At 62.8% G+C, this 25,745-nt stretch carries 19 protein-coding genes and 1 pseudogene; 10 read left to right on the forward strand and 10 right to left on the reverse strand.

What is annotated here, in order from left to right; translation table 11 throughout:
* Window positions 1-35 precede the first annotated feature (35 nt).
* Both DEIDE_RS13585 and DEIDE_RS13590 read left to right on the forward strand, forming a co-directional pair.
* The gene (locus DEIDE_RS13585; RefSeq protein ID WP_242402998.1) at window positions 36-599 is read left to right on the forward strand and encodes a response regulator; all 564 of its coding nucleotides are present in this window, start codon (window positions 36-38) and stop codon (window positions 597-599) included.
* 146 nt (window positions 600-745) lie between these two features.
* Window positions 746-1,927 carry an RNA polymerase sigma factor gene (locus DEIDE_RS13590; RefSeq protein WP_162485630.1) on the forward strand — a complete coding sequence of 394 codons (1,182 nt, stop codon included), beginning with the start codon at window positions 746-748 and terminating at the stop codon, window positions 1,925-1,927.
* Window positions 1,928-2,265: 338 nt separating this feature from the next.
* Here the strand turns inward: DEIDE_RS13590 and DEIDE_RS13595 are convergent, their stop codons facing one another.
* Entirely contained in the window at window positions 2,266-2,961 is a 696-nt protein-coding gene (locus DEIDE_RS13595; protein ID WP_012694544.1) for a GntR family transcriptional regulator, read from the reverse strand.
* Window positions 2,962-3,277: 316 nt separating this feature from the next.
* Between DEIDE_RS13595 and DEIDE_RS18125 the strand changes: the two genes are divergently transcribed.
* From DEIDE_RS18125 to DEIDE_RS13615, 4 genes are all read left to right on the forward strand, one after another.
* Window positions 3,278-7,549: a PAS domain S-box protein gene (locus DEIDE_RS18125; protein WP_162485631.1), complete on the forward strand. Its 4,272-nt coding sequence runs from the start codon at window positions 3,278-3,280 to the stop codon at window positions 7,547-7,549.
* Between the two features lie 431 nt (window positions 7,550-7,980).
* Window positions 7,981-9,102, forward strand: a complete 1,122-nt coding sequence (locus tag DEIDE_RS13605) for a GGDEF domain-containing protein (RefSeq protein ID WP_012694546.1) — start codon at window positions 7,981-7,983, stop codon at window positions 9,100-9,102.
* Window positions 9,103-9,441: 339 nt separating this feature from the next.
* Entirely contained in the window at window positions 9,442-9,801 is a 360-nt protein-coding gene (locus DEIDE_RS13610) for a hypothetical protein (RefSeq protein ID WP_242402999.1), read from the forward strand.
* A gap of 132 nt (window positions 9,802-9,933) precedes the next feature.
* Window positions 9,934-12,267 carry a helix-turn-helix transcriptional regulator gene (locus tag DEIDE_RS13615; RefSeq protein WP_041227666.1) on the forward strand — a complete coding sequence of 778 codons (2,334 nt, stop codon included), beginning with the start codon at window positions 9,934-9,936 and terminating at the stop codon, window positions 12,265-12,267.
* 108 nt (window positions 12,268-12,375) lie between these two features.
* Here the strand turns inward: DEIDE_RS13615 and DEIDE_RS19130 are convergent, their stop codons facing one another.
* Window positions 12,376-13,101, reverse strand: a complete 726-nt coding sequence (locus DEIDE_RS19130; RefSeq protein WP_162485632.1) for a hypothetical protein — start codon at window positions 13,099-13,101, stop codon at window positions 12,376-12,378.
* Between the two features lie 271 nt (window positions 13,102-13,372).
* On the opposite strand from DEIDE_RS19130, the gene ligA reads away from it, so the two are divergent.
* Entirely contained in the window at window positions 13,373-15,433 is a 2,061-nt protein-coding gene (ligA, locus tag DEIDE_RS13625) for an NAD-dependent DNA ligase LigA (RefSeq protein ID WP_012694550.1), read from the forward strand.
* 483 nt (window positions 15,434-15,916) lie between these two features.
* Here the strand turns inward: ligA and DEIDE_RS13630 are convergent, their stop codons facing one another.
* From DEIDE_RS13630 to DEIDE_RS13655, 6 genes are read right to left on the reverse strand one after another with little or no spacing between them, the layout of a single operon-like run.
* On the reverse strand, window positions 15,917-17,473 hold the full coding sequence (locus tag DEIDE_RS13630; RefSeq protein WP_012694551.1) for an aldehyde dehydrogenase (NADP(+)): 1,557 nt from the start codon (window positions 17,471-17,473) through the stop codon (window positions 15,917-15,919).
* On the reverse strand, window positions 17,470-18,375 hold the full coding sequence (locus DEIDE_RS13635; RefSeq protein ID WP_012694552.1) for a dihydrodipicolinate synthase family protein: 906 nt from the start codon (window positions 18,373-18,375) through the stop codon (window positions 17,470-17,472). Before DEIDE_RS13635 ends, DEIDE_RS13630 begins: the two co-directional genes overlap by 4 nt.
* Entirely contained in the window at window positions 18,372-19,733 is a 1,362-nt protein-coding gene (locus DEIDE_RS13640; protein WP_012694553.1) for an FAD-dependent oxidoreductase, read from the reverse strand. Before DEIDE_RS13640 ends, DEIDE_RS13635 begins: the two co-directional genes overlap by 4 nt.
* Window positions 19,723-19,977 (reverse strand): 2Fe-2S iron-sulfur cluster-binding protein, encoded by a 255-nt coding sequence (locus DEIDE_RS13645; RefSeq protein ID WP_012694554.1) that lies wholly within the window; start codon window positions 19,975-19,977, stop codon window positions 19,723-19,725. The genes DEIDE_RS13640 and DEIDE_RS13645 overlap by 11 nt, the downstream gene beginning before the upstream one ends.
* Complete coding sequence (locus tag DEIDE_RS13650; protein ID WP_012694555.1) at window positions 19,970-21,082, reverse strand: NAD(P)/FAD-dependent oxidoreductase; 1,113 nt, start codon at window positions 21,080-21,082, stop codon at window positions 19,970-19,972. The genes DEIDE_RS13645 and DEIDE_RS13650 overlap by 8 nt, the downstream gene beginning before the upstream one ends.
* Window positions 21,079-22,059 (reverse strand): proline racemase family protein, encoded by a 981-nt coding sequence (locus DEIDE_RS13655; RefSeq protein ID WP_012694556.1) that lies wholly within the window; start codon window positions 22,057-22,059, stop codon window positions 21,079-21,081. Before DEIDE_RS13655 ends, DEIDE_RS13650 begins: the two co-directional genes overlap by 4 nt.
* Window positions 22,060-22,236: 177 nt before the next feature.
* On the opposite strand from DEIDE_RS13655, the gene DEIDE_RS13660 reads away from it, so the two are divergent.
* The gene (locus DEIDE_RS13660; RefSeq protein WP_041227669.1) at window positions 22,237-22,983 is read left to right on the forward strand and encodes an AraC family transcriptional regulator; all 747 of its coding nucleotides are present in this window, start codon (window positions 22,237-22,239) and stop codon (window positions 22,981-22,983) included.
* A 704-nt stretch (window positions 22,984-23,687) separates the two neighbouring features.
* Here DEIDE_RS13660 and DEIDE_RS13665 read toward each other — a convergent pair.
* Window positions 23,688-23,906, reverse strand: a complete 219-nt coding sequence (locus DEIDE_RS13665; protein WP_162485633.1) for a hypothetical protein — start codon at window positions 23,904-23,906, stop codon at window positions 23,688-23,690.
* Window positions 23,907-24,542: 636 nt separating this feature from the next.
* Here DEIDE_RS13665 and DEIDE_RS19135 point away from each other — a divergent pair.
* On the forward strand, window positions 24,543-24,680 hold the full coding sequence (locus DEIDE_RS19135; protein ID WP_162485634.1) for a hypothetical protein: 138 nt from the start codon (window positions 24,543-24,545) through the stop codon (window positions 24,678-24,680).
* 218 nt (window positions 24,681-24,898) lie between these two features.
* Window positions 24,899-25,135 (forward strand): hypothetical protein, encoded by a 237-nt coding sequence (locus DEIDE_RS13670; RefSeq protein WP_041227673.1) that lies wholly within the window; start codon window positions 24,899-24,901, stop codon window positions 25,133-25,135.
* A gap of 129 nt (window positions 25,136-25,264) precedes the next feature.
* Here the strand turns inward: DEIDE_RS13670 and DEIDE_RS19605 are convergent.
* Window positions 25,265-25,450, reverse strand: a pseudogene (locus tag DEIDE_RS19605) (transposase); the annotation flags it as partial.
* Between the last annotated feature and the right edge of the window lie 295 nt (window positions 25,451-25,745).

Genomic DNA, 25,745 nt, shown 5'->3' on the forward strand with positions numbered 1-25,745 from the left:
CAAAGCCCTGATCCTTCTTCGAATAACGTTGGATCGTGGACGGTCTTCTGCGTGGCTGCCGCGCTTCAGGCCGTCAAGGGAATCAAAGTCAGGTCCTTCTGCACGGCGTAACCATCCAGTACCAGAATGAAGACCATAATAAAGGGGTCATGCCCCCTCAACTTCATCTCCTGCTTGTGGACGACAATCCGGCAGACATGTTCCTGGCACGTGAAGCCCTTCAGGGGTACTCCGACGTTCTCATTCTTACAACCTGCCGGTCAGGCCATGAGGCCCTGGCCCGCTTGCGCGATCCTCAAGGTCCGCGTTTGGATCTTGTTGTGCTGGACATCAACATGCCCGGTCTGGACGGCTTTGAGGTCCTTGCAGCGCTGAAAGCGGACCCGGAGCTCGCCCCCGTTCCCGTAGTCATGCTGTCGGCATCCTGCGCGCCGCAGGACGTAGAGCGGGCGTATGGCATGCGCGCCAGCGCATATGTCGTAAAAGCAGACACCTATCCCGTCTTCCTGAAGCAGATCGAAGCCCTGGTGGGCTTCTGGAGTCAGTGCCGCGTGATTGGTAAGCCGGTCCGGCCGACCCGTGCCGGGCTTCTCCAGTAGCCCGGCACAGCCGCCGCACATGATGGGTCGTGGCTTCCTGACGACACGGCTGGCAGCGCTTTGAGAACCACCCCTCAGTACAGGGCCGCCTCTCGGGGTAGGGTGGAGGCGATGATCGGTGTCCCTTCGCACTACATGAGGGACGTATGACGCGTCCCGCCCGTTCCCGTCCCCGCGCACCAGCCCGCGCCGTCGCCCATGCCCCTGGAGAAAATGAGGCTGGTGGAGTCGCTGTCATGACTCCTGAAGTCCAGGATGATCCTTTTCTGGATCATCTCGACCCTGCTGAGGACCTTGAAAGCCTCGATGAGCCTGAAGAGGAACTTACTGGAGAAGAGCCGGCCGCCGAAGCCGAGGACTCACCCAGTGAAGAGACCTGGTCTGAACTTGTTGATCACCCGGTGATCGTCAGCAATGACCCGGTGCGGCAGTACCTGCATGAGATCGGCCGGGTGCCCCTGCTGACGGTGACGGAGGAGATTGATCTGGCCCGCCGCATGGAAGCGGGCCAGGAAGCACGCACTCAGCTTGAGACGGAGCACGAGCTGGGCGAACGCGAACGGCGCCGGCTCCAGCGAACCGTTGAAGACGGCGAACACGCCAAACAGCAGCTGATCGAGGCGAACCTCCGTCTGGTGGTCAGCATCGCCAAAAAGTATGCCAACCGGGGGATGGGCCTGCTGGACCTGATCCAGGAAGGAAATCAGGGCCTGATCCGTGGTGCGGAAAAGTTCGAGTACCGGCGCGGGTTCAAGTTTTCCACCTACGCCACTTGGTGGATCCGGCAGGCGGTCAACCGGGCGATTGCCGATCAGGCCAGGAACATCCGTATCCCGGTGCACATGGTCGAGACCATCAATAAACTCAACCGCACGACGCGGCAACTGCAGATGGAACTGAGCCGCGAGCCCAGCCACGCAGAGACTGCCGAAGCGATGGGCCCCGGATGGGACGAGGTCAAGGTCGAAGAGACCCTTCGTCTGACGCGCGATACCATCAGCCTGGCCACCCCGGTGGGGGACGAAGGAGACTCGTCAATCGCCGACTTCCTTCCGGACGACCGGCGCGAGTCGCCGCTGAGCCGCGTGAGCAGTGTGCTGATGAGTGAGGCCCTCGACCGGACTCTGGCGACCCTCGAACCGCGGGAAGCCCTGGTGATCCGGCTGCGCAATGGGCTGGAGGATGGCCGGGAGCACACCCTGGAAGAAGTGGGCAAGCATTTTGGGGTCACGCGCGAACGCATCCGCCAGATCGAGAACAAGGCGCTGCGGAAAATCAAGTACGAGCAGAGCAAGCGCGGCAGCCTGCGGGATTACCTGGAGGACTAGAAAGGGCTGGAGATCAGGCCTGAAGGTCACCCTGGGCCTTGCCTCTCCTGGATTCCTCGGGACAGCCTAGATATGCTGCTGCGACATCCCTGATGGTTAAAAGATGTGGATAAGCGACAGCTGGCTGGATGCTCCGGCCAGCTGTACGCGCCGCAGGTTCTGACCGCCGCTGGTCGGGCTGGCCGCCGTACGGCCCAGCTCTGCCAGGCGGCTTTGGTTTACAAATCTGCCCTCAGCCGACCTGCGCTCAGCTTGTGGAGGAGGTCAGGCCTGTGACGGTCAATCACAAGCACCGGACGCCGCCGAGCTAAGGCGGCGTCCGGTGCTTTCTTCGTGGCTCAGGGTTCGAAAGTGGACTCGAACTTGAAACGGTCGCTTCTGACCCAGTACATCACGTAACTGACGCGGCGCTCGCCGCTGAAAGTGGTCCGGCGCATCAGGAGTGCCGCCGTACCGGGCTGCACCTGTAGCAGACTGGCTTCTTCGGGACGCAAATTCACTGCCTCCAGGTACTGATCCACCCGGGTCAGCGGGACCTCGGCGCGGCGAGCCAGCAGGTCGTGCACGCTGACCCGCGTCAGGTCGTGCGACAGCAGGTCCGGTAAGGCCTGGGCGTCGATATAGCGCTTCTCGATCACGATGGGCGTCTCACCGTCCCAGCGCAGGCGGTGCACGAACGCAAAGTCGTCACCTACTGCAAGGTTCAGCACTCCCGCGATTTCAGGTGTTGCCGGAAACAGGCCGGCACCAATGACCTGTGTGCGTTTGCTGGGGTGGGCCGACCAGTCCGCAAACGGGGAAACCATGAAGCCGCCCTGCTGAAACCGTTTCCCTGTGGAGAACGTACCGGCTCCCTGAACGCGGTAGACGTATCCTTCGCGTTCCAGTTCGTCAATGGCCCGCCTGACCGTCATGCGCGAGACATCGAACTCGCGGGCCAGTTGCGGTTCGCTGGGCAGGGCGTGGCCATCGAGGTACTCGCTCCCCAGCAGGCGTTCTTTTAGTGAGGCTTTGATGGCTGGGTACTTCGACATGTCTCAGCATGCTACAGGTGATTCGGGATTTCAGTTATTGTCTTCCGCTCCTCAGCCAAAAGCATGTGGGCGGATTCCAGCGCCTGAAATGAAATCAGCGCCAGGGCGGCTCAGCTAAGAGCCTGCACCAGAGGTCAGGAGTAGTGAATGAAACCCCGGAAAGGACGATCCATTCATTGCTGAAGCTGAGGCTGCGTACTCTTCCTGATAGCAGTGCCGTTTACATGCCATCACCGGCTCACCAGTGCGGTGGCTCTGCTGCGGGATCAGCACACGCCTGCGCGGTTGAGGCAGTTACACCCATTACAATCTACGGGTGTCCCGCCCGCAGGAAGAATTGATTGGAGAAGCGTTCACTGCCCCACCTGGCCTGTTTGAGGCTGTTTTTACCCATTCTTCCTGCGCAATGGGCGTCCTTGACCGGTCCCTCCAGATTGTGTCGGGCAATCCGGCGCTGGCAGCACTGATTGGCCAACCACTCCATGCGTTCGTGGGCAGACCCCTTGCAGAAGTCTTCGGCCCTCTTCCTGCTCATGTCCTTGAGGCCTATGACCAGGTACTGCAAGGGGGGTCTTCGCAGAAGGAGCTGACTTTCCCGACCAGCCAGAATCCGCACCAGCTGTTGTCAACCATTGCCTATCCCGTTGCCGAGACACCCGCAGGCATTACCGGATTGATCGCGACGTTCGCCCTGGCGCATAAAGATACCTGGCAGACTCCAGAGCACAGCTGCCAGCTTGCGAAACTGGGCCATTCGCTTGCTACGGCCTTGACGGGCAACGACGTGAGCCGCGTCATCCTCGAGCAGGCGGGGCCGATCCTGGGAGCCTATGGCGGTACGCTGATTCGGGTGCTGGACAAGCACATGCTTTATATGGAGGGATCATTCGGCTATGGCACTCAGGTGGAGGATACCTGGCAGCCGTTTCCCACGGAGTCGGGTTATCCCGTAGTGCAGGCGGTCGAGAACAGGGACGCTGTCTTCGTGACTGTGTCGGAGCTTCCGCAGCGGTTTCCTGCCATCGTGCCCCTGCTGCTGCCTGAGACCCGCGCTATCGCTGTCCTTCCACTTCTCAGTGAGCAGGGCGTTCCCTCGGTCCTTTCATTGTCCTTTCGGGACGAGCAGGACATTGCCGCAGACCGGCGGGACTTCATGCTTGAGCTGGCCGCGCTGTGTGCCCGAGCCTTGGAACGTGCGCGCCGCTATGACGCTGACCTGCTGGCTCGCGAACGCGCCACACTGCTGGCCAACGCCAGTTCCCTGCTGTCTGCATCACTTGACGTCCAGGAGACGCTGCAGCGCATTACTTCGCTGGCCATCGAGCACGTCGCAGACTGGTGCGCGGTCTACCAGCCCGACGACACCGGGCGAATATGCCCGGTCGTGGTCGCTCACAAGGATGCGCAGAAAGAGGAGTTGCTCCGCTCTCTCCTCAACCACTTTCCGTCTGATCCGGAAATTTACGGGACCAGTGGCTGGGTCGTGCGCACCGGAGAATCAGTACTGATACCGGTGATTCCCGCTGCCATGGTGGAATCACTTCCCACAGAAGTGCATCGCGATGCCATGCGTAATTTAGGTTTTCACTCGCTGATTCTGGTCCCGATGACTGTGCGTGGTCGGCGCACCGGAGTTCTGGGGGTGGCGACCACGCACCCGTCCCGGACCTTCGTGCACGATGACCTCGAGCTTGCCCGGCAGCTGTCCGAGCGTGCGGCGCTGGCGCTGGACAATGCCAGGCGCTACGCGACGGTGCGCACAGGCGAAGAGCGCTACCGTTCACTGGTCGACGCAACCCGTCAGACGGTGTGGACCAACACTCCGGATGGACGTCTCCTTGGCGATCAGCCGGGTTGGGCACGGCTGACCGGTCAGACGCGCGAAGAGTATGAGGGATTTGGCTGGGCAGCAGTCCTGCACCCTGATGATCAGGAACGCTCGGTCGCCGCGTGGCATCAGGCCGTCGCCTCTGCATCCCCATACGAGATCAATCAGCGCGTTCGGGTCGCAGATGGAAGCTACAGGCACTTTCACGTGCGCGTGGTGCCTGCCCTGGGTCAGGACGGCAGTGTCCGGGAGTGGACAGGGGTACATACCGACATCACCGAGCGGGTCCGCGCCGAGCAGGAACTGCGCGACCGCGAGGAGCGTTACCGGGTTCTGGTCGAGTACGCTGCCGTTGGGGTGGCCCGTGTCTTGCCAGATGGGCGTTGGCTGGATATCAACCCCGCAGGGGAAGCGCTGCTGGGGTACACCCGCGAAGAACTGCTTGGCCGGACGCTGCTGGATGTAACGCATCCTGACGACCGTGGCCCTGAAGGAACCAGACCATTTCGGCGTCTCGTTGCAGGAGAAGTTGACGCTTTTTCCCAGGAAAAGCGGTACGTCCGCAAGGATGGCCAGCTGGTCTGGACGAAAGTCACCGTTTCTGCGGTGCGGGATGAAGCAGGGGCCACACAGTACGTCGTTGCCATCCTGAACGATATCAGCGAGCAGAAGAAGGCCGAGGACCTGTTGCGGGCGAGCGAGGAGCGTTTCCGTCAGCTGGTCGGCTCCAGTCCAACTGGGATCGCAGTCGGGTCCATAGATGGAACCCTCAGATTTCCCAACGCGGCCTACCTGGAGATGCTGGGGTTCACGCTCGAGGACTTTGATGCAGGCCTGGTGAACTGGGCCGCACTGACTCCCCCCGAGTACCGGAGCGCCGATGAGAATGCCTTTCGGCAGGCGTTTGAATCCGGCGTCTCCCGACCCTACGAGAAAGAGATGCTCGACCGATATGGACGCCGCGTCCCGGTGGGACTGGTGCTGACCCGCTACGAGCAGCACGACGAGACATTCGTGGTGGGCTACGTGCAGGACTTAACCCTGCACAAGGCGGCTCAGCGGACCTTGCGCGAGCATGGGGAGGAGTTGGAGCGGCGCGTTGCAGAACGCACCCATGCGCTTGAGGAGCAGCGAGCAGCCCTGGATGCATTTGTGCGGTTTACGGAGCTGGCCGCGGCTGCAACGGGACTGGCGGAACTGACCCGGCATGCTGTAGATGTCTTGCGGGCGACCATCGGGCCGGTCAGTGTGGCCTATTACGAACGTCACGACATGCTCTGGAAGGCCGTGACATGGTCCGAGGATATTCCTGAAGTCGCGCTGGCTATGATCCGCGGGGGCGTGCCGCTGGACCAGCCCAGCTTTGCGCAGGTTGTGCAGGATCAGCAGGCGTTTTACATGGAAGAGTGGGACGCGCAGGGTGAACAGCTCGGGGGCTTCAGGATGTATGGCGCCGGAGCACTGTATCCCTTCTTCATAGACGGTCAGGCTCACGGACTGCTCAATATGGCTTCGTTCAGCCAGCGGACCTGGACGCCCCGGGACAAGGCAATCTTCAGGGCAGTAGGACGCAGCTTTGCTCTGGCACTGGAGCGCCGGGAGCAGACGGCACAACTCGAAGCCCAGAAGGCTGAGCTTGATATGCGAACACAGGCTCTCGAGCAGGATCAGGGCTTCCTCAGAACGTTGCTTGAAAGCCTGACCGAGGGCATCGTTGCCTGTGACGCTCAGGGCCATCTCACGGTCTTTAATGATGTCACGCGGGCGTTTCACGGTCTGGGCCCGGAGCCTCTTCCGCCGGCTGCCTGGGCCGAGCGCTTTGACCTTTACCGCGAGGACGGCGTGACTCCCCTGCCCACCGAGGAGATTCCTCTCTTCCGCGCATTTCAGGGCCAGCGGGTCCGGGACCAGGGGATGGTCATAGCGCCGAAAAATGGCCCGAGACGATGGATCAATGCGAACGGGAACCCCATGTACAGCCTGACCGGAGAAAAACTTGGCGCCGTGATTGCCATGCAGGACGTCACGGCGCGGCGACAGGCCGAACAGGAACTTCAGCGGGTGAATGTCGAGCTCCAGCGCAGCAACGCTGACCTAGAACATTTTGCGGCCGTCGCGTCCCACGACCTGAAGTCGCCCCTGCGTACCATCAGGAGTTACCTGGAGCTCATTGAACGGCGTCTCACTGGTCAACTCGACGAGAGATCCATGCGGTACATGGGCTTTGCTACTGAAGCCGCCGCTCGTATGGACACGTTGATTGATGATCTCCTGGCCTATGCGCGGGTGGGGCGACAGCGGAACATCACAAGAGTTGAGCCGCAGCGGGTGGTTCAGGAGGTGCTGGGAGGCCTGACCGCCAGTATTCAGGAGCGGGGCGCCCAGATCAGGGTCGGCGACCTGATGCCGGTTCAGGCTGACGAGTCGCAGCTCAGACAGGTTTTCCAGAACCTGGTGGGCAACGCGTTGAAGTTTCAGCCTGAGGGACGCGTCCCGGAAGTGATGATAGATGCCACCAGGGACGGAAGATATGTGCTGTTCCAGGTACGTGACAACGGCATTGGAATTTCGGAAGAGTACTACGAGCGGGTGTTTGCTCTCTTTCAGCAACTCCATGGGAAAAGCGAGTTCCCTGGCAGTGGACTTGGCCTAGCTATCGTGCGAAAAATTATCGAAGAACACGACGGCCGCATCTGGTTGACTTCAGTGGTAGGGGAGGGGACCACCTTTCATTTCACGTTGCCGTCCAGTGACACGTGAGATTTAAGGAGTGTGGCGCTCACCGGCTGAGCAGGTGGAATGTAGGGGAGTTCTGCCTGTCATGAGATGTGCTGGAAGCTAAAGCAGGAGAAGCAGAGCCTGTACTCTGGGTAACAATTTTTTTTCGCCAAATGTCTACACTCTGGCCGGACGTCTGAGGACGTACCTTCATAACGTAAGGTCCGCCTGCATCTCTATCTGGTGCAGGCGGACCTTATTTAGAGTCTGCACGGTGACGAGGCTGACCTGAACAGAGATCATGAGGACCGCGTGTGCAGCGCAGGGAAAAATTCATGTGGTTGAAAGTGCCCTGAGAGGGTGTCAAATGGGACTGTTCGCAGACCCCGTCTTGCCGCTTTAGTCAGCCTCCTGTGAGGTGAGCGTCAGAAGAGGGCGCCCACAATAGCATGTGAAATGAGCGTCACGTAATCATGGCTCAATTGCGCACAGACGGCGCGGCTCCGCATGGACACAGCCCCTCAGCGGATCACCTCCAGACTGTCAGGGTCACGCTCCCTATTGCCGCATTGGCGACCTTGGTCGCCTATTTCGTGGAACGGTCCGACCTTCGTTACGACCCGTTCGACGAACTTGCGTATCCGCTGATTCTGGCCGGCGTGCTGCTTCTTGAAGGTCTGCTGCTTATCCGGCCGCAGGCATATACGCTGGTGACGCGGAGCACCTTGTTGGGGTTCAGTGCGTTTTTTCTGCTTAAGTTGGCTTACCTGCTGTTTTTCTCGAGAAATCCAACAGACCTGCCATCTGAGCTGAACGAGAGCTTCTTCTGGACTCCGGCCATTTTCCTGTTTGCTTTCATCACTCCTCAGGCACGTCTGGGCCAGGCCGTCAGCGTGAGCTTTATGGCCTTGATGATCATGATCTCAGTCATCTATGCCGCCGCCTCCTGGGGCACATCGGACCTGCATGTCCTGAATGCCCTGGTGCAGTTGAACCTGGCCAACCTGACCTGTCTCATGCTGGCTGGAGTTGTGGTCCGCCTGACGGCACGTCATGAGGCAACTGTCGTTCATGCCAGAACCTTCGAGCAGCTGGCGTATACCGATGCGTTGACCGGACTTCCCAATCGGCGTTATTTCGAGCAGGAACTGGACTCAGCGCTTGCGGCTGCCGGGGAAGTGACGCCGCCTCAACCCCTGAGCGTCATCTTTATGGACCTCGATGGCTTTAAGCAGGTGAATGACACCTATGGACACGATGTTGGTGATCAGGTCCTGAAAGTTGTTGCCGAGCGCCTGCGCTCCACTTTCCGGGGTGGAGAACTGATCGTACGCCTGAGTGGAGATGAATTTGCAGCCCTGATCCCGACGGCCACGCCCGAGGGCATGCAGGCGATCCGCAGCCGTGTAGCAGAGGCGCTGGGCAAGCCGATTGCCCTGGGGGGCCAGGAGCTTCATATTGCCGCGAGCCTCGGTTTCAGCGTGTTTCCTGAGCATGGAACCGATGTACGAACGCTGCTGCACCATGCGGACACAGCGATGTATGGCATGAAAAGCCACCGGACTGTCAAGCAAGATGAAGATGGTCAGGTCTAGTTCGTGCTTTACCCGGTACACCTCTGCAATCAGGATAGAGATTTGCCCCGACTGCGAAGAGCAAGGGAACACTGGTCACTCCCATCCGGTTCTTTCGTGACCTGTAGTGCACAAAGAATGGGAGCGGGCCCCTATTTCTAGCAGGTCATAAAGGTCCCCACCCCCAGATTTTGGCAATGCCGAGGACTGCGGCTGTCGTCTACCGTAAGGCATAGGCCCAGACCTAAATCTGCTGGCCGAGATCCCAACTCACTTCCCGTACTGATCACACTTCACCGCGCATACCCACAGACCATATGGGCTTACACGGCAGCAATCGCCTGCCAAGGAGGAATGCTGATGGACTCGACTCGGCGCACATCTCGACTCCTCGTGTGGACTACGCTGCTGCTGGGCGGTGTGCTGGCGCAGCAGGACAACGCCCTCAGCAGCCGGCTTGCGGCCCTGGCCGGCACCGGTCTGTCCATAGCGGAATGCCGCGAGCGCATGCAGAACATGGGAACTATGCTGGATGGCGCGGGATATGGCACGGCCCGCACGCATCACCTGAGTGATGGGACGCTGGCTGCGCGCTGGTACAACCCGGCAACCGAGCGGACGGCCGTGGCGTTCGCCGGTCAGCAGGCGACCGACAACGCTTTCAGCACCGCAGAACTTGACGGTCAGGTCAGATGGAATGAGTTCATCGCCATGCCCTGAGCCCGGTAGAGCATATGAAGGGCAGCGGAGGGAGAGGATTGCAGTCCTCTACCTCCTACCGCACGCCGTGCCGGTCCGTGTGCGGCATCCCCTGATTTCATCCGCATAAGGCGGCTGTTATTACACTGAAGCATGAGCGATCTGCCAGGACCGGTGCGCGGTCTGGCTGGGCGAGCACTGACACGACTCGTCGGCCGGGCACGTGAGCTTGAGCTCGCGCTGGACCTATTGCGGGGCGGCCAGGTCCGGCTGCTCACGCTGAGAGGTCCAGGCGGCATTGGCAAGACCCGGCTGGCCCAGGAGCTCGTCTGGACACTGGTCCCGGAGTACGAACTGGGAGCAGCATTTGTCGAACTCGCCAATGTCCACGACGCAGCACAGGTGATGCCGGCCATCGCGCTGACGCTGGGGGTCAGGCCAGGGCCGGCCGGGGCGGCCACCGCGATCAACGATTACGTCGATGGCCGGACGCTGCTGGTCGTCCTCGATAACGCCGAACATCTGCTTGGATGCGGCCCGGAGCTTTCCCGGTTGCTACAGCACAGTGCCGGGCTGACGATGATCGTCACCAGCAGGCGCGCTCTGCACGTTACTGGCGAATACGAACTTCCTGTCGGTCCTCTGCCTTGGGAAGACGGGACGGGCAGTCAGAACGAGGCTATGACGCTCTTTCTAGAACGCGCACAAGCGGTCGATCCGCAGTGGCGTCCTGACGCGCACACCCACCTTCTTGTTCGGCGAATCTGCAAGTTGCTCGAAGGCGTGCCGCTGTCACTGGAGCTGGCGGCGGCACGCCTGAGAGCCCTCTCGCTGCCGGAAGTCCTGAACTGGCTTGGGCACCCCCTCGAAGCGCTAGCCGACGGGGCACGGGATCAGCCTGAGCGGCTCCGGTCGCTCCGGGGCACGCTGGAGTGGAGTTTCCTGCTGCTCGAAGAAGAGGACCGCGAGCTGTTCCTGGCCTGCGGAATGTTTTTCGGCAGTTTCACGCTGGAGGCGCTCCAGGCGGTGACCATGTGCACTGACGTGCGCGGGAGGTTGGCATCTCTGGTGGAGCAGAGCCTGGTCTACCGCATGAATCACGCGCCGGATAGGTACGCTATGCTCCAGCCTCTGCGTGAACTTGCCGCTGAAAAACTTGGCAGGGGCGCGACATGGGAAATCTGGCGAGAACGGCAGGCCGCCTACTTTACTGAGCAGGCCGTGTCGATCGATCAGGCTCATGAGTCGAGCGGGTGGTTCCTGACTGCACCCTTTCTGGCTCAGGTCCAGCTGGAGCACGCAAACTTCACGGCTGCCCTGGCGTGGTGGGTGGACAAGCAGGAGACATATCAGGCGCTACGGCTGGCGGCAGCATTGTCGCGTTTCTGGTACAGTCACGGTTCTTCTGCTGAGGGCTGCTTCTGGCTTCAACGGGTCGTGGCGATGCCGCGCGCAGACCTGGAGCCGCACCTGCTGATTCGTGCCTTGGACTGGTTGGGCAATCTCACGTGCGAGGAAGCGGACTATATTCAGGCCCAGCAGCATTACCTGTCGGCCATTGATCTCCAGAACCATCTGGATGATCAGTCGTTCATGCCCGTTCTGACCAATGATCTTGGTTTCGCTCTGATTGGAATGGAGTGTTTTGCCGAAGCAGAAACTCTTTTCCTGGACCTGGCGCAGTCACAGAGAGAGACTAATCCTCTGCTGGCCGGCGTTGCGACCCATGCCCTGGCCAGGATCATGCTGGCCACTGACCGACCTGGTGAAGGACTGGTCTTCGCGGGGCAGGCGATCGCCCTTCATCGGGCCAGTGGCAACTGGCGTGGGCTCACGCATGCTCATGGCTGGAAAGGCGCCGCGCACCGCGCCCTGGGAGAGCAGCAGGAAGCGTGGAAGGAAGCCGTCGAGACCCTGGAGCTCGGTGGACGCCTCCAGCTCGGCACTCCCCATATGGCCCACCTGCGCTTGGTCGCTGAATGGCTGGCCGAGGACCACCACGGGGAACTCGCCGTGAAGTTTATGGCTGCCAGCGTGGCCCTCCGGGACCACCACAACAACGCGTGGTCGGTCCGTGAGCAACAGAGCCTGGAGTCGTTCCGTCAGACCTGGCGTTCCTCGCTGGGGGATTCAGCGTTTGAGCGGGCATGGGAAGGTGGCGCGGCAGCATCACCAGACGAGCTGCTTCAGATGCTGCGCATGGTGGCCACGAACACGACCGTCCCTGCATACCTCGATGCGGCGCACAACGTGGATCAAAGTGCGGCTCTCCTGACTCCACGCGAACTGGAGGTCCTTGCTTACCTGCGCAGCGGCGCGCCGGACAAGCGGATCGCGCAGTCGCTGCAGATCAGTGCCGGGACCGTCAGCAAGCACGTGGCGAGCATGCTGGGGAAGCTGGGGCTGCATAACCGGGTCGAGCTGGCGCACTGGGCTCACGAGCATCAGGTGAACCCGACGCATAGATCGCCGGCTACGGAGAGCTAAAGGCTACGTCAGGCCAGAACATGCACCTCGGTTCCTGATAACGGCACAGCTTTGCCGTACTTCCGTGGAAATTCAGCCGCAGTCAGGATCATCATGATTCCCGCAGGTTTACGACCTTCTGCGTGCTCCGTCATCCAGCCACGCCTGCACGGCGTCCTGATGCATGCCCGACACCCGCTGTAAGGCGAATACGAGCGCCTGATCCGCCGCGTACCGTCCGTTGATGGCATCCCATGTCAGGGCCGCAGACTCATTCCCGAGGCCTTCCGGCGACTGCACCATCCAGAACGAACCGAAACGCATACAGCGGTACACATTCCTACCCACCCCACACACTTCCAGGTCCGTCGGGTCCAGGCGCAGCCCGCGCAGGAAGCCGTCACTGAAAATCATGGTGGAGTGATACGTCACCCACGGCACCGGGTCCCACTCGCTCCTGAAGCTCAGCGCGTCTTCAGATGTACTCCAGGCGAAGGTCACTCCCAGGGCTTCCACCACCTGCCGTGCGACGTCCCATGACCGGGGAGGAGGCCTGACGCACCCCGTCAAGGAGGTCGACAAGGTACACCGCAACAGTACATGGCCGGGCAATGGCACGAATTTCTGGTCGTACGCGAGGTGTGTGACAGACACCAGGGGCGCGTCCTCACTCCTCCGTTCCGCCCGGCGCCAACGCTCGAGATCCTCAGGCTCGCCCTGAAACACTTCCCAGGATTCCTCTCCGGCCTCATCGTCCACGCTGCGGACCCAGTGAAGGCTTCCTGGTGCTGCCGGGGGAAGCTCAGCCCGTTCTTGCGGAACGAGCAGCATCAGTGAAAAAGGTGCACCAGTCATCCTGGCCTCCGTTCTGACTTTGTGTTGGTCAGGCTCAGCCTACCGTCACCCTGCCGGCGCGCAGGGCACATCTGCCACACCCAGTGAAGGTGTGCCAACGGGCAGACCACATCTGAGCCTGAACGGCCGACAGACGTGCAGGAAAGCGTACCGACACCCAGCCTCAAGCAGGGCTCAGGTCTGAGGAACGGCCGCCTGGTGTGCTGACCTCCATGCCACTGCCCAGTTCTGGTTCACGAAGCCTCTCTGACCTCGTACCCTGGAACTACCCATGACCCAGTCCTCCACTCCCGCCGAGCGCCACGCCTGGCTCACGCAAAAAGTCGCTGAACACAACCGCCGGTACTACGAAGAAGATGCCCCCACCATCCCCGACTTCGAGTACGACGCTCTGGTGCGCGAACTCCGCGAGCTCGAAGCACGCCACCCTGAATTTGCTGCCCCCACCTCACCCGCCCAGACTGTCGGCGGCCGGCCCAGTACCCTGTTCGAAAAAGTCCGTCACCCCACGCCCATGACCAGCCTCGACAACGCGTTCTCCGACGCGGAACTCGCGCACTTTGACGATAAGGTTGCCCGCGCCCTGAATCTCCCGCCGGGAAGCCGGACCTTCACGTACACCTGCGAGCTCAAGATTGACGGGCTGAGCATCAACCTGTATTACGTCGACGGCATCCTCCAGTGGGCCGCGACGCGGGGTGACGGAGAAGTGGGCGAAAAGGTCACCGCCAACATCGAAGGTATCCCCGGTATTCCTACTCAACTTCCCGGCCTTCAGGGAGAACTGGAAGTCCGCGGGGAGGTGTACATGAGCAAGGCCACCTTCCTCGCGTATAACCTCAAGGCAGAAGAAGAGGGCCGCCCGCTTCTAAAAAACCCCCGCAATGGAGCGGCGGGTGCCCTGAGGCAGAAGGACCCGGCTGAAACCCGTCGTCGGGGCCTGGAAGTCATCCTGTACGCTCTCGGGAAACGTGACGGGGTCCCGGTGCGCACGCAGTGGGACATCCTGGAGTGGCTGCGCGCTCAGGGCTTCGCCACCAGCGAATATGCCCGCCGCGTGACGGGCAGTGAGGCGGCTGCGGCCTACCACGCTGAAATGACCGCGCAACGCCCACAACTGCCTTTCGATGCGGACGGCAGCGTGGTTAAACTTGACGACCTGCGGTTACAGGAAGACGCCGGGTACACCAGCCGCGCGCCCAAATGGGCGGTCGCGTACAAGTTCCCGGCGGATGTCGCCCAGACCGTCATCGAAGCCATTACCATCCAGACGGGGCGCACCGGGAAGCTCACACCGGTGGCCGAACTGCGTCCCGTGCTGCTGGAGGGCACCACGGTAGCGCGGGCCACCCTTCACAACGAAGACTTTATCCGTGGTCTGGACCTGCATGTGGGGGATACCGTGCGGGTGCACAAGTCGGGGGGCATCATTCCGGAAGTGTTGGGAGTCGTGCTTGAGCAACGCCCCGAAGGCAGCACGCCGTATGCCTTTCCTACCCACTGCCCGGTGTGCGGTCATGAAGCCGTGCGGCACGAGGGCGCTGCGGGCACCTTCTGCACCAACCCTGCCTGCCCGGCCAAGAGTACCCTGCGGGTCCGGTATTTCGCTTCCCGGGATGTGATGGATATCAAAGGCCTCGGCGAGCGGCTTGTCGAGCAGCTGGTGGACGCCGGGCTGGTCCGGGACCCCGCGGACCTGTATGCCCTCACGGCCGAGCAGATCGAGCACCTGGAAATGGGCGAGACCACCACCGGAGGCGTGCGGCGGGTTGGACGGAAAAACGCGGAGAAGCTGGTCGCGGAAATCGAAGCCAGCAAGACGCGGGAGCTGTGGCGCGTGTTCCGCTCCCTGGGACTGCCGTACGTCGGAGAGGGCACGGCGACCCGGATTGCGCGCGTGTACAGGAGCCTGGAAGATATCCGGCAGGCGTCGGTGGACGATCTGGCGCGGATTCCTGATGTGGGCCGGCAGGTGGCAGAAGGCATCGTGCAGGGGCTGCGGGACGCAGACATGTGTGCGTACCTGGACCGTCTGACGGCTGCAGGCGTTCAACCCACGCCGAGTGTGGATGTTCGCGTCGGGGAACAGCTCGCGGGGCTGACGTTCGTGGTGACGGGAACGCTGAGCGTGCCGCGGGACGTCATTAAGCTTCACCTGGGGCAGTACGGCGCACGCGTAAGCGGCAGTGTGACGAAAAAGACCAGTTATCTGATTGCGGGGGAGGACGCCGGCAGCAAACTGGAGAAGGCCACAGAGCTGAAGGTGCCGGTACTGGACGAGGCAGGGTTGCAGAAGCTGCTCGCGGAAAAGGGCGCGCCGCCCCTTCCCTGAGCAGGAACGGGGCAGCGCGGCCGTCATGATGTAAGTGCCTGGGCGAATACCTTTTTTGCATTCCCGCACGCGGGCCTGAGTCGCGACGACGCGGCCTCAGGCCGCGGTCAGTCACTTTATTGGCGGTGTTAAGAGGCGACACCGTTGCTACGTGGCTGGTCACCAGCACGCTGCAGCCCGGAATCGCCACGCTGCTCTTGAGTGTGCCGAACAACGCTAAAATGCTTGTGCCAGACACATTCTTCCAGGCGGTGGTACCGGTGTCCGGAGCGGCCTGGTCGTCGTGCGCCACGGATCGCAAGTCGAAGCCCAGTTTCTTGAACTACGTGCGGTTCTCGTTGACCGCTAGCCGGGCTCCGTGCTTGAGCTGCAGGCCTATGTCTGGCTGCGGGGGCCAGACAGCGGTGACATTGTGGCGATCTTGAGGGTGATCTGAGCACCAGTGGAGCCGGGCAGCAGATACGGTGACCAGGGCGGCACGGTTCAAGAGGTGACCTCCGGAGTGGCGAGTTCTTCCTTCGTTCGGACGCCGTCTACCAGCCGCCAGATACCCAAGGGATTGGCGCTGTGCAATTCGGCAGGCAGCAGTGAATCGGGAAAGTCCTGGTAGGCGCACAGGCGGCTGAAGCGCTCGATGGCGCGGGTGCCCACACTGGTGCTGGCGCCGTCACTGGTGGCCGGGAAGGGGCCACCATGAACCATCGCGTGGCCGACCTCCACTCCTGTAGGAAAGCCGTTCAGGATGAGCCGGCCTGCCTTTTCGCGCATCACGTCAAGCACGTCCTGCCACGCAGGCAGTTCGCTGGGCAGCGCGTGCAGCGTAGCGGTCAGCTGGCCCTCAAGCTCGCGCAGGACGCCAGGCAGTTCCGAGTGGGTGCTGTACCGCACCGCCAGACTGACTGGACCAAACACCTCATGGGCCAGCTCCGGGGAGGCGGACAGGGCAGCCAGAGGCACCGAGTACAGCTGACTATGAATGTCGGCATCCTCTCCGGTGGCCCTCTGAAGCGTCATCACCTCCGGGTGACCGGCAAGGGCGGTGGTTCCGGCCACGTACGCGTCACGGATGCCCGCCGAGAGCAAGGTGCAGGCAGGACCCTCCCGCAGGCGCCCGGCCACTTCTTCCAGCAGCGCGTCCCCGGCCTGACCCTCCGGCACGAACAGCAGGCCTGGCTGGGTGCAGAGCTGTCCTCCCGAGCCGCTGATGCTGGCGGTCAGGCCTGTGACCAGGGCCGTACCTCCAACCTCGAGAGCGGCCTCGCTCAGCACCACCGGGTTGACGCTGCTCATTTCGGCGAACACGGGAATCGGCACCGGTCGGGCCTGGGCAGCGGCCATCAGCGCCAGACCTCCGCCGCGCGACCCAGTGAAGCCCACCGCCCGGATGGACGGGTGACGCACCAGGGCCAGGCCGATCTCGAATCCGTCGTCATAGATCACACTGAACACGCCGGGGGGCATTCCGGTCTGCTCAGCGGCCCTTTTCAAGGCGCGGGCCGCGACCTCTGAGGTCGCAGGATGAGCTGGGTGGGCCTTGGCAACCACCGGACAGCCCGCCGCCAGTGCCGAGGCAGTGTCGCCCCCTGCCACGCTGAAGGCCAGCGGAAAATTGCTGGCACCGAAAACTGCCACAGGCCCCAGGGGAACGCGCAGGCTGCGCACGTCAGGCTTGGCGGGGACGCGGGCCGGGTTGGGCCGGTCAAGGCGGGCGTCCACCCAGGATCCTTCCCGCACGAGGTCCGCAAACAGCCGCAGTTGGTTGGCGGTACGGGCGAGCTCACCACGCAGGCGAACCTCGGGCAACGCAGTTTCCTCCCCGGCCCGCGCAACCAGTTCATCCCCGTGTATGACGACCTGGTCGGCGGCGGCGCTCAGGAACTCGGCCCGCCGCTGTCCCGGCAGCCTGCCGTAAGGCAGAGCAGCCTGCTGCGCCAATTCCACCGCCTGATGCAGTTCCTCCAGCGAGGTGACGGGGAAGCGCCCGGGGAGTGGCTTGCCTGTGGCTGGATTGACGGCCTGAAACGTCCGGGGCATGCTCATACCAGCGCAGGCTGCCGCGCGGCGGCCTGCTGGACGATCTGGCGCACCTCGCCAATCTCCTCAGGGGCCAGAGACAGACGTGGGGCGCGCACCTGAGCGCTGCCATGCCCGGTTTCCTCCTGCACCTGCTTGATAAGCTGCACGAACTTGATCCCGGTGTCGAGCCTCAGCAGCGGCAGGAACCAGCGGTAGAGTTCAGTTGCCTCTGCCAGCCGCCCTGCGCGGGCCAGATCGAACAGGCGCACGCTCTCGGCAGGGTACGCGTTGACCAGCCCGGCAATCCAGCCGGTCGCTCCTGCGAGCACCCCTTCAAGCAGCAGGTCATCCACGCCCACCATCAGCTCCACGTGTGCAGGTAGGGCGGCGGCCAGCGCTGTCGCGCGGCGCACGTCGGCGCTGGACTCCTTCACGGCACGGACGTTGGGGTGGTCGCCGGCCAGTTCCAGAATGTGGGCCGGCAGGAAGTCGGTGCGGTAGGCGATGGGATTGTTGTAGAGGATGACCGGCAGTTCGGTGGCGCTGATGACGGCTGCCATGTGCGCCTTCATCTCGCGCCAGTCACTGGTATAGACGTAGGGCGGCAGAACCATCAGGCCCTGGCACCCCACGTCGCGGGCTGCCCTCGCGAGGCGGACGGCACCCTGCGTGCTGAGGCTGCCGATGCCGGGAATGACCGGCGCGTCGCCCAGCGCGTCCACCAGGGTTTCCAGAATGGCAATCTTTTCGGATTCCTCCAGGGTATTGCCCTCGCCCAGCGAGCCGAGCGGCACGATGCCGCGGCTGCCTTCGCGCATCATCCACCGGGCGTGATCGCGCAGGAAGGCGTGGTCCACACTGCCATCCTGATGAAACGGGGTCGTGATGGCGGGAAAGACCCCTTCAAAAAATTTCGGTTGCGTCATGCTGTTTCCTCCTTGAATAAGGGAATAGGGGCGGGTGATGGTGGGCCTCGGAGGGGCCGGGGCGGGTCGGTGTGCGGTTGGGCACGCGGCTCGGCGGCCTGCAGGAGCTCAGAGATGGGCACAGGGGTAAGCGGCGGGCGAAGGCCGGTCACCGTCCAGCCGTGCAGCGTGGTGGTGGCTGGACCGCAGACCCGGCCCTGGCAGGCGCCCATCCCACAGCGCGTCTGCAACTTTGCGTCTGCCCAGGAGGTGCATCCTTGAAGGTCACGCTGGCGCACGTCCTCGCAGCGGCAGACCACGGTGTCGGGACCAGGCAGGTCACGCAACTCGGGACGCAGGGCAAAGGACTGTTCAAGCGCTGCCTGGAAGGCGCGCTGACGCTCTACCTGCCCGGCCACATCGCCCAGCCGCCTGACCTGTCCGGTAGCCGCGCAGCCGGCCACAAAGCCTTCGAGCAGCGCCTTGTCCACGCCACCGACCCCCGTTACCTCTCCCGCCGCGTAAATTCCCGGGCGACTGGTTTGTTGCCAGGCGCTCACCTGCACCGCCCCAGTCCTGTTCAGTGCGCACCCCAGCAGTTGGGCCACGCGCGTATCAGGCACCAGCCCGAAGCCTGCCGCCAGCCAGTCGCACGCCAGAGTCAGGTCGCGCCCCGCACGGCGCAAGGTCACCGCTTCCAGGCGGCTGTTCCCGCTCGCGCGCAGCGGGTAGGTGCCGGGCCAGTACGGCACACCGCGCAGGCTGGCCGCCAGCTTCAGGGCTTCTGCGCTTTTACCGGGAAGGCGGCTGGCGCTCAGGCCGAAGCGGATCAGGCCGGACCAGCGGGCCTGCTCAGCAACGGCGACGACACGCGCGGCTCTCTCCTGCAGACTGGCCGCCACTGCCAGCAGCAGTGGCCCGGAACCGGCCACCACCACCCGCTGACCGCGGACGTCCAGACCGCACTTGGTCATCGCCTGCAGGCCGCCTGCTCCGACCACGCCCGGCAGGGTCCAGCCCGGAAAGGGCAGGAAGCGTTCGGTGGCCCCAGTGGCCAGGATGACCGTGTTTGCCCGCACCCAGCACAGATTCTCCGGCGTGGACACGACCAGCGTGTGCCGGCTTCCGTTCAGTGGCTCTGCGAAACTCACCTGCGCCTGGCTCAGGATCTGGACCCCCAGGCCGCGCACCTCGCGCAGCAGAGCCGCCGCGTGGCCGGGCTGCTCTTCCCTGAGGCCGCGCCAGATCTGCCCGCCCGGACCCGGAGAGGCGTCGAGCACCAGGACTTCCGCTCCACCCTCGGCGGCGCAGCGGGCAGCAGTCAGCCCGGCGGGACCGGCACCCACCACCACCACGTCGGCGGAGCGTTCAGCCCTCACCGCGCACCTCCGGCAGACGTTCGACCAGCATGTTGTCCCTGGCCGGGGTCAGGCACGTGTAGACCAGAACGCCGTTCACGAGGGCGCGGCACTCCGAGCAGATGCCCATTCCGCACAGCGCCCCGCGGACCTCGCCGCTGAGGCTGCGCCGCGTGACGTGCAGTCCCAGGTTCTGCAGGACGGAAAGAACGCTGGTTCCTTCGCCTACAGTGACCCGCTGGGCCTCTACGGTCAGTTCAGGCATGGTGACCCCCCGCCGCGAACCGTTCCAGGCCGAGCGCGGCCCCCGGCAGCGGCGAAGGCTGTCCAGCCAGGTGTGCCCTGAGCAGTTCCGCTGTCGCCAGTGCGGTCGTGATGCCCAGACCCTCGTGCCCCACAGCGAGGTAGACGCCTGGCCGGTCCGGATGAGGTCCCACGATGGGCAGATGGTCAGGCGACGCGCTGCGCTGCCCGGTCCAGATCCGCAGGGCATTGACCTGCGGAAGATCAGGAAGAAATTCAGCGGCCTGGCCCAGCATCCGGCGCAGCAGCGGCCAGTCGATCTGTTTGTCCATCTGCCCGAACTGGCGGCTGGAGCCGATCAGCAGTTGACCGGTTGGGCGCGGCTGGACGTTAAAGGCCACACTGTCGGTCTCGGTGCCGTGCGCACTTTTCAGGTAGCCCAGTTCGACGAGCTGATGGTTGACCTTCAGGGAGGTGCGCTCGGTGATCAGCAAATGTCCTTTGCGGGGCCGCAGGGGCAGTTCGGGCAGCAGGGCCGAGGCGTCTGCGCCGCCCGCGACAACCACCAGGTCGGCACTCAGTGTCCTGCCATCTGTCAGACGCACGCCGCGCCCATCCAGTGCGACGACCTCACCCTGCACGACTTCGGCCCCCGCCCGCTCGATCAGGAAGCGGGCAACCACCGGGGCATAGACCACGGCGTCGTCCGGCACGCGCAGACCACCTGCCAGACCCGGCCGCAGGGACGGCTCGTGGCGGGCGAGTTCTGCGGCGTCCAGCATGGTGGCCTCGCGCCCCGCCGAGAGATACTGCTGCTGCTTGGGCCGCACGCCCAGCAGTTCCTCTTCGTCGCTCGCCACCCACAGGGTGCCGCAACGCCGGTAGTCGGCCTGGGGTGGAAGCTGCGGCGCCAGGGCCTCCCACAGCTGCAGACTGAGGCTGGTCAGCGCGAGTTGGGTCGGGCTGTCATCCATCACAACCAGGTGGCCCATCCCCGCTGCTGTGGAGCCCCCGCCAACGGTCCCCGCTTCGATCACGGTCACCTGCCAGTTCTGGCGGGCCAGGGCGCCGGCGCAGGCCGCTCCAACCATGCCAGCGCCAACCACGACGCCGTGCGGCTGCTTCACCCTCTCACCACATCCGGCGCGTCCGCGCGGATGCCCCACGCAAAGGGATCGCCCGGCTGGACGATCAATTCCCCTTCCGCCGTGATAAAAGCCTGGCCGGTGATGGTGGGGCACAGGGCGCCGCCGTGCCAGTGGTACTGGCCCTCGAACTCTGTGCCAATAACGCTTTGCTGCACCCAGCGCTGTCCCGGCGCCAGGAGTCCGTCCGCTGCCAGACAGGCCATCTTGGCGCTGGTGCCGGTGCCGCATGGGCTGCGGTCATATGCCTTCCCAGGGCACAGCACGAAATTACGTGACACGCCGTCCACGTGACCGAACAGCTCGATATGGTCGATCTCGGCTCCGTCTGCACCGGTGATCCCCGCCGCCTCCAGCGCCTGACGGACGCGCCAGGCATGGTCGGTCAAGGCTTCCACATTGGCGACGGTGAGGTCCTGATCCCCCGAGTCCGTCAGGAAAAACCAGTTGCCACCCCAGGCCACGTCTCCCCGCACCTCGCCGATGCCGGGCACCACAACGGTGACTCCCTGGCTGTGGCGGTAGGCAGGGACATTCTGCACGCTGACCCGTCCGTCTTCGTGCAACGTGGCTGAAACGACCCCTACAGGGGTGTCGATGCGGTGTTCTCCGGGTTCGATGCGGCCCAGGTAGGCCAGGGTAGAGACCAGGCCAATGGTGCCGTGGCCGCACATATTGAGCGGTCCGACGTTGTTGAAGAAGATCACGCCCGCGGCGCAGTCGGGCGCACGGGGGGGAAGCAGCAGGGCACTGACCAGCACGTCGTTGCCGCGCGGCTCGTTGTTGATCAGACTGCGCCAGGCGTCGAAGTCCCTGGACAGAGCCTGGCGCTGCTCGGCCAGCGTCGCGCCGGGAATCGCAGGAAAACCGTCCAGGACGATGCGCGTGGGTTCACCCGCGGTATGCGAATCGATGAATTTCAAGCGCCGCTGTACGCGCACCGGGCTGGATTGAGACATGACTCCACCATAGGCAAGCGGGGTGCAGGTGTCTTGTACAGATTCGTAGTGCGGCGTGACGCTTTCTGCACAGTGCAGTGGGCCCAGGCGACCCGGATCTCCTGCGGTGTCCTGCGCGCATTGGGCACGAGACCCGAAAGTCAGGAGGATTGCGGCATAGTAATTACGGAGGACGACGTGCGGCCATCCCCCCTGCCTGAAGAATTCAGCACACCGGGCCTCCTGACTCTGCTGGAGCTGCTTCATTTCCTTCCGGATACGGTCGCCTTCATCAAAGACATTCAGGGCCGGTACCTGTATGGCAACGATACTCTGCTTCGCCGGCTGCGCCTCAGCGACCCAGGTGCCTTAACTGGCAAACAGGCCAGTGACGTTTTCCCGGCCGCTCTGGGCCAGAGTTACACCCAGCAGGATCTGGTGGTTCTGACTGGAAAGACACTCACGGAGCACCTCGAACTGCACCTTTACATGGGGGGACGGTCGGGCTGGTGCCTGACCACCAAGCGCGTACTGACCACGCCCGGTGGTCAGGTGATCGGACTCATGGGCATCTCTCGGGACCTCCCGGTGTCTCCCAGCAGCGGGTCGGCACTGTCTGAAGCGGTGACCTTTATCCATGACCACTACGCTCAGCCGCTTCAGATCGCGGCGTTGGCACAGCGGACCCAGATGAGCCTGCTGACCTTCGAACGCCAGATTAAGCGGGTATACGGTGTGACTCCCAGTCAACTGCTGATTCGTGCCCGGGTCGAGGCCGCGACCAGACTGTTACAGACCACGGACTTGCCTGTAGCCCGGATTGCTGTCGAGTGCGGATACTTTGACCACAGTGCCTTTACCCGGATCTTCCGGGCAACAGTTGGTGTCACTCCGCGCCAGTATCGCCTGCTCTTTCACCAGGAAGGCCTGAATTCAGGAGCCTGACTGACGGTCCTTTTTCCAAGGAGCCGGCGTACGGGCTGGCTGCGCGTCTATCTCAGGCAGAGCATAGGCGGCACCGCCGCGGGCTGGGATGCCTCAGGAGTATCCAGCGTTCTGGCGACCAACCATTGTCGTCGCCGGGAGGACAGCTGTGAAATGCGCGTTGTGGAGCGCTGAAACGCAGATGCTGCCTGGCTGACGAGACTATTCCCGGAACGCGGCCTGACTTTCGGAGGTGTGACCTCCTGCAACTGGAGCCGGACATGCTGAGGTCTACGCCCAGGGATGCATACACATGGCACTCAAGGAAAGGGAAAAGTAGCGTGTGAGACGGAATATCAGGAATCCGTGCGGCGGGTTTGACATAGGGTGAATACCGTTCTATATTAAAGAAATCAAGGCGGCCTTCGGGCCGCCTTCTTCTTGTAAATCTGGCCCAGCGAGATGTAGAGCATGGAAGTGTACGGTCAGGTGAAGGTGCCCAGGGGGCCGACGTTACCGTGTTCTTGGGAAGCCACCCACCTCTGCGCTCACAGGTGCAAAGGGTGTTGCCGGCACGCAGAAGTTATACGCGTACCTGCGCACGAACCTTTCCCTCTTTCTCGCTTGGCGGGAAGAGTACCGTGAACAACACCGCAAATGGCAGCGTGACCACCGGCCAGATCATCAGCGTCAGCACGATCGCGCTCAGGTGGGTGGCCGCATGCTCACTGTCCTCGTAGGTGTGGCCGGTCCATGCTGACGGGGAAGGTAATGAACACGAGCGGCAAGGTCAGGCAGGCGTACACGTGCAGACCATGCGTAATCTGCTGACGCCACCGCACCGGGCAGCGGAGCCACGAGGCCCGGGTGGTGAGGTACATGCTGAGAGGGCCTAAGAAAAGCCGTATCAGGGGGTACAGCACGTCGGTGACGTCGGGTGGCATGATTCCAGACTCCATGCGTCGGAAAGTTATCGCCTCCGCATATGGCACCCTCAAACGCGGAGTCTCAGAGCGTGACGCCATTCCTGTACGATCCTCAGTTCTGCGCGCGCTTTTTCCAGTAGGGCTTCTGTGAATTGCACATCCAGCCGGTATTTAGCCTCAACCTGATCCAGCCCGGTCATCTCAAGGTCCATATGCCACCCGCGTCTCAGGCTTGCGGGTGACAGGTCAGCCAGGCGCAGGCAGACCTCGCGTTACAAATCTTCTGCTCCCCGCCGTCTCCCTATGTCGCCGTGGTGCATCCTCAAACCGGGCAGATCGTGCGGGGTCTCAGAATGTACATCTCTGCCACCAACAGGAAACTTTCTCGGCAAAGGCAAGAGCTGCCCTGGACCCGGCACGAACAGGAATGGAATTGGGGAAATACCCTCTCGGGACCGCGTACACCCGGTGACTCTACGACGGCCTAAACCCTGTCGCATGGCGTCGCGTAGCCTCACCTGTCTTAAGGCGGGCAAATGAGGCATCGGTGGGGAGAAGACCATGGAAACATGACTCGTGCCCTGGGAAACCGTTGATATCAGTAGCGTCTGGGAAGGAGATACCGTCCGAGTGGATGGAGGCGAGCCGTTCATCGTGCGGGAGCTCATCGCCCGAAGGTTCTCTACCCTCCTGGTCATCGACGAACACCACCGCCGACGGGATATTCACGAGCCGCGCATCCTGGAACGCCGGAAAGTCGAGGCTGTCCAGGGCGCCCTTCTGCTCTCCTGATGGGGCAGCAGATACCCTGGGCCGGTTCTGATCCGTGAATGCAGGCGTCAACGGTTCTGGCGGCCCTTCATTACATTCAGGTTGACCTGGTCCCGGGAACCTGGAGCGAGAGGATCGGCATAAACACAGATTAGTAGCGACAGCGGTTCATAGCGTGACTCAGCGTTCACGCACGGATTACAGTTGAGGTCAGCCCCAGGCTCACTTAAGGAGGTCGCATGAAACACCGTCAGCTCGCTGGACTTGTTCTTGCTGCAAGTGTTGCTCTGGGCAGCGGTGCGGTCGCCCAGAACGGCAATCCAAGGAACATGGGGACCTGTTCCCGTGCCTTTGCGCACGTGGGCCTCCGGCCCCTGTTGAATGACTTCATGCGCGATATCGCAACCCTGAACAGGGTACTCATGGGCGCTGTCGTGTTGTACCTGGCTCATGGCGGCGGCAATTGTCGCAACTGATCTGGTCTTGAACCCTCGTCCAGGGTTGCCTGGTGTCTCGCTCAAATAGTGTGCAACTTGCCTGGATGATGTCTGGGTGGCCACCCACTCACGCCTGGATCAATAAAGTGCGTCTGATAACCGTCAAGGTCAGCCTTTTGCCAGGCGACGCACCATCAGGCGGATCATCACTTCATAGATGAGGTTCTCCGCTGTTTCGGCCAGCGCTTCGTACTCCTTGGCCACGCTTCTGGACTCCCTCAGCCAGGCAGAGGTGCGCTCTACGACCCAGCGGCGCTTCAGCATCACGAATTCCTTGGGCATCTCCACGACCCATGGAGGTCCGTCTTTGGGCACTCAGAGGCGCTGCCAGCCCAGCCCGGGCTGCTTCACGATCTCCAGGGTCCAACCCAGGTGTGTCGTGCTTCATACCGAGTTTTCCGGTGTACCCCGGGTCGGCCTGTTGGTGCTGCATGCGGGGAAACACGTTGTGCAGTATCCGCGGGGGGAGGACCGCGCCCGCGCCTCCTTTGAATGTCCGCCCCGTGCACTTTGACGGCCATGACGAGCTCCGGCGCGTTGCCAGGAAGATGACGCTTGCGTCCCTTCACCTTTTTGCCCCCGTCAGGCA

It is taken from the genome of Deinococcus deserti VCD115 (genome assembly GCF_000020685.1).
Lineage (GTDB): Bacteria > Deinococcota > Deinococci > Deinococcales > Deinococcaceae > Deinococcus > Deinococcus deserti.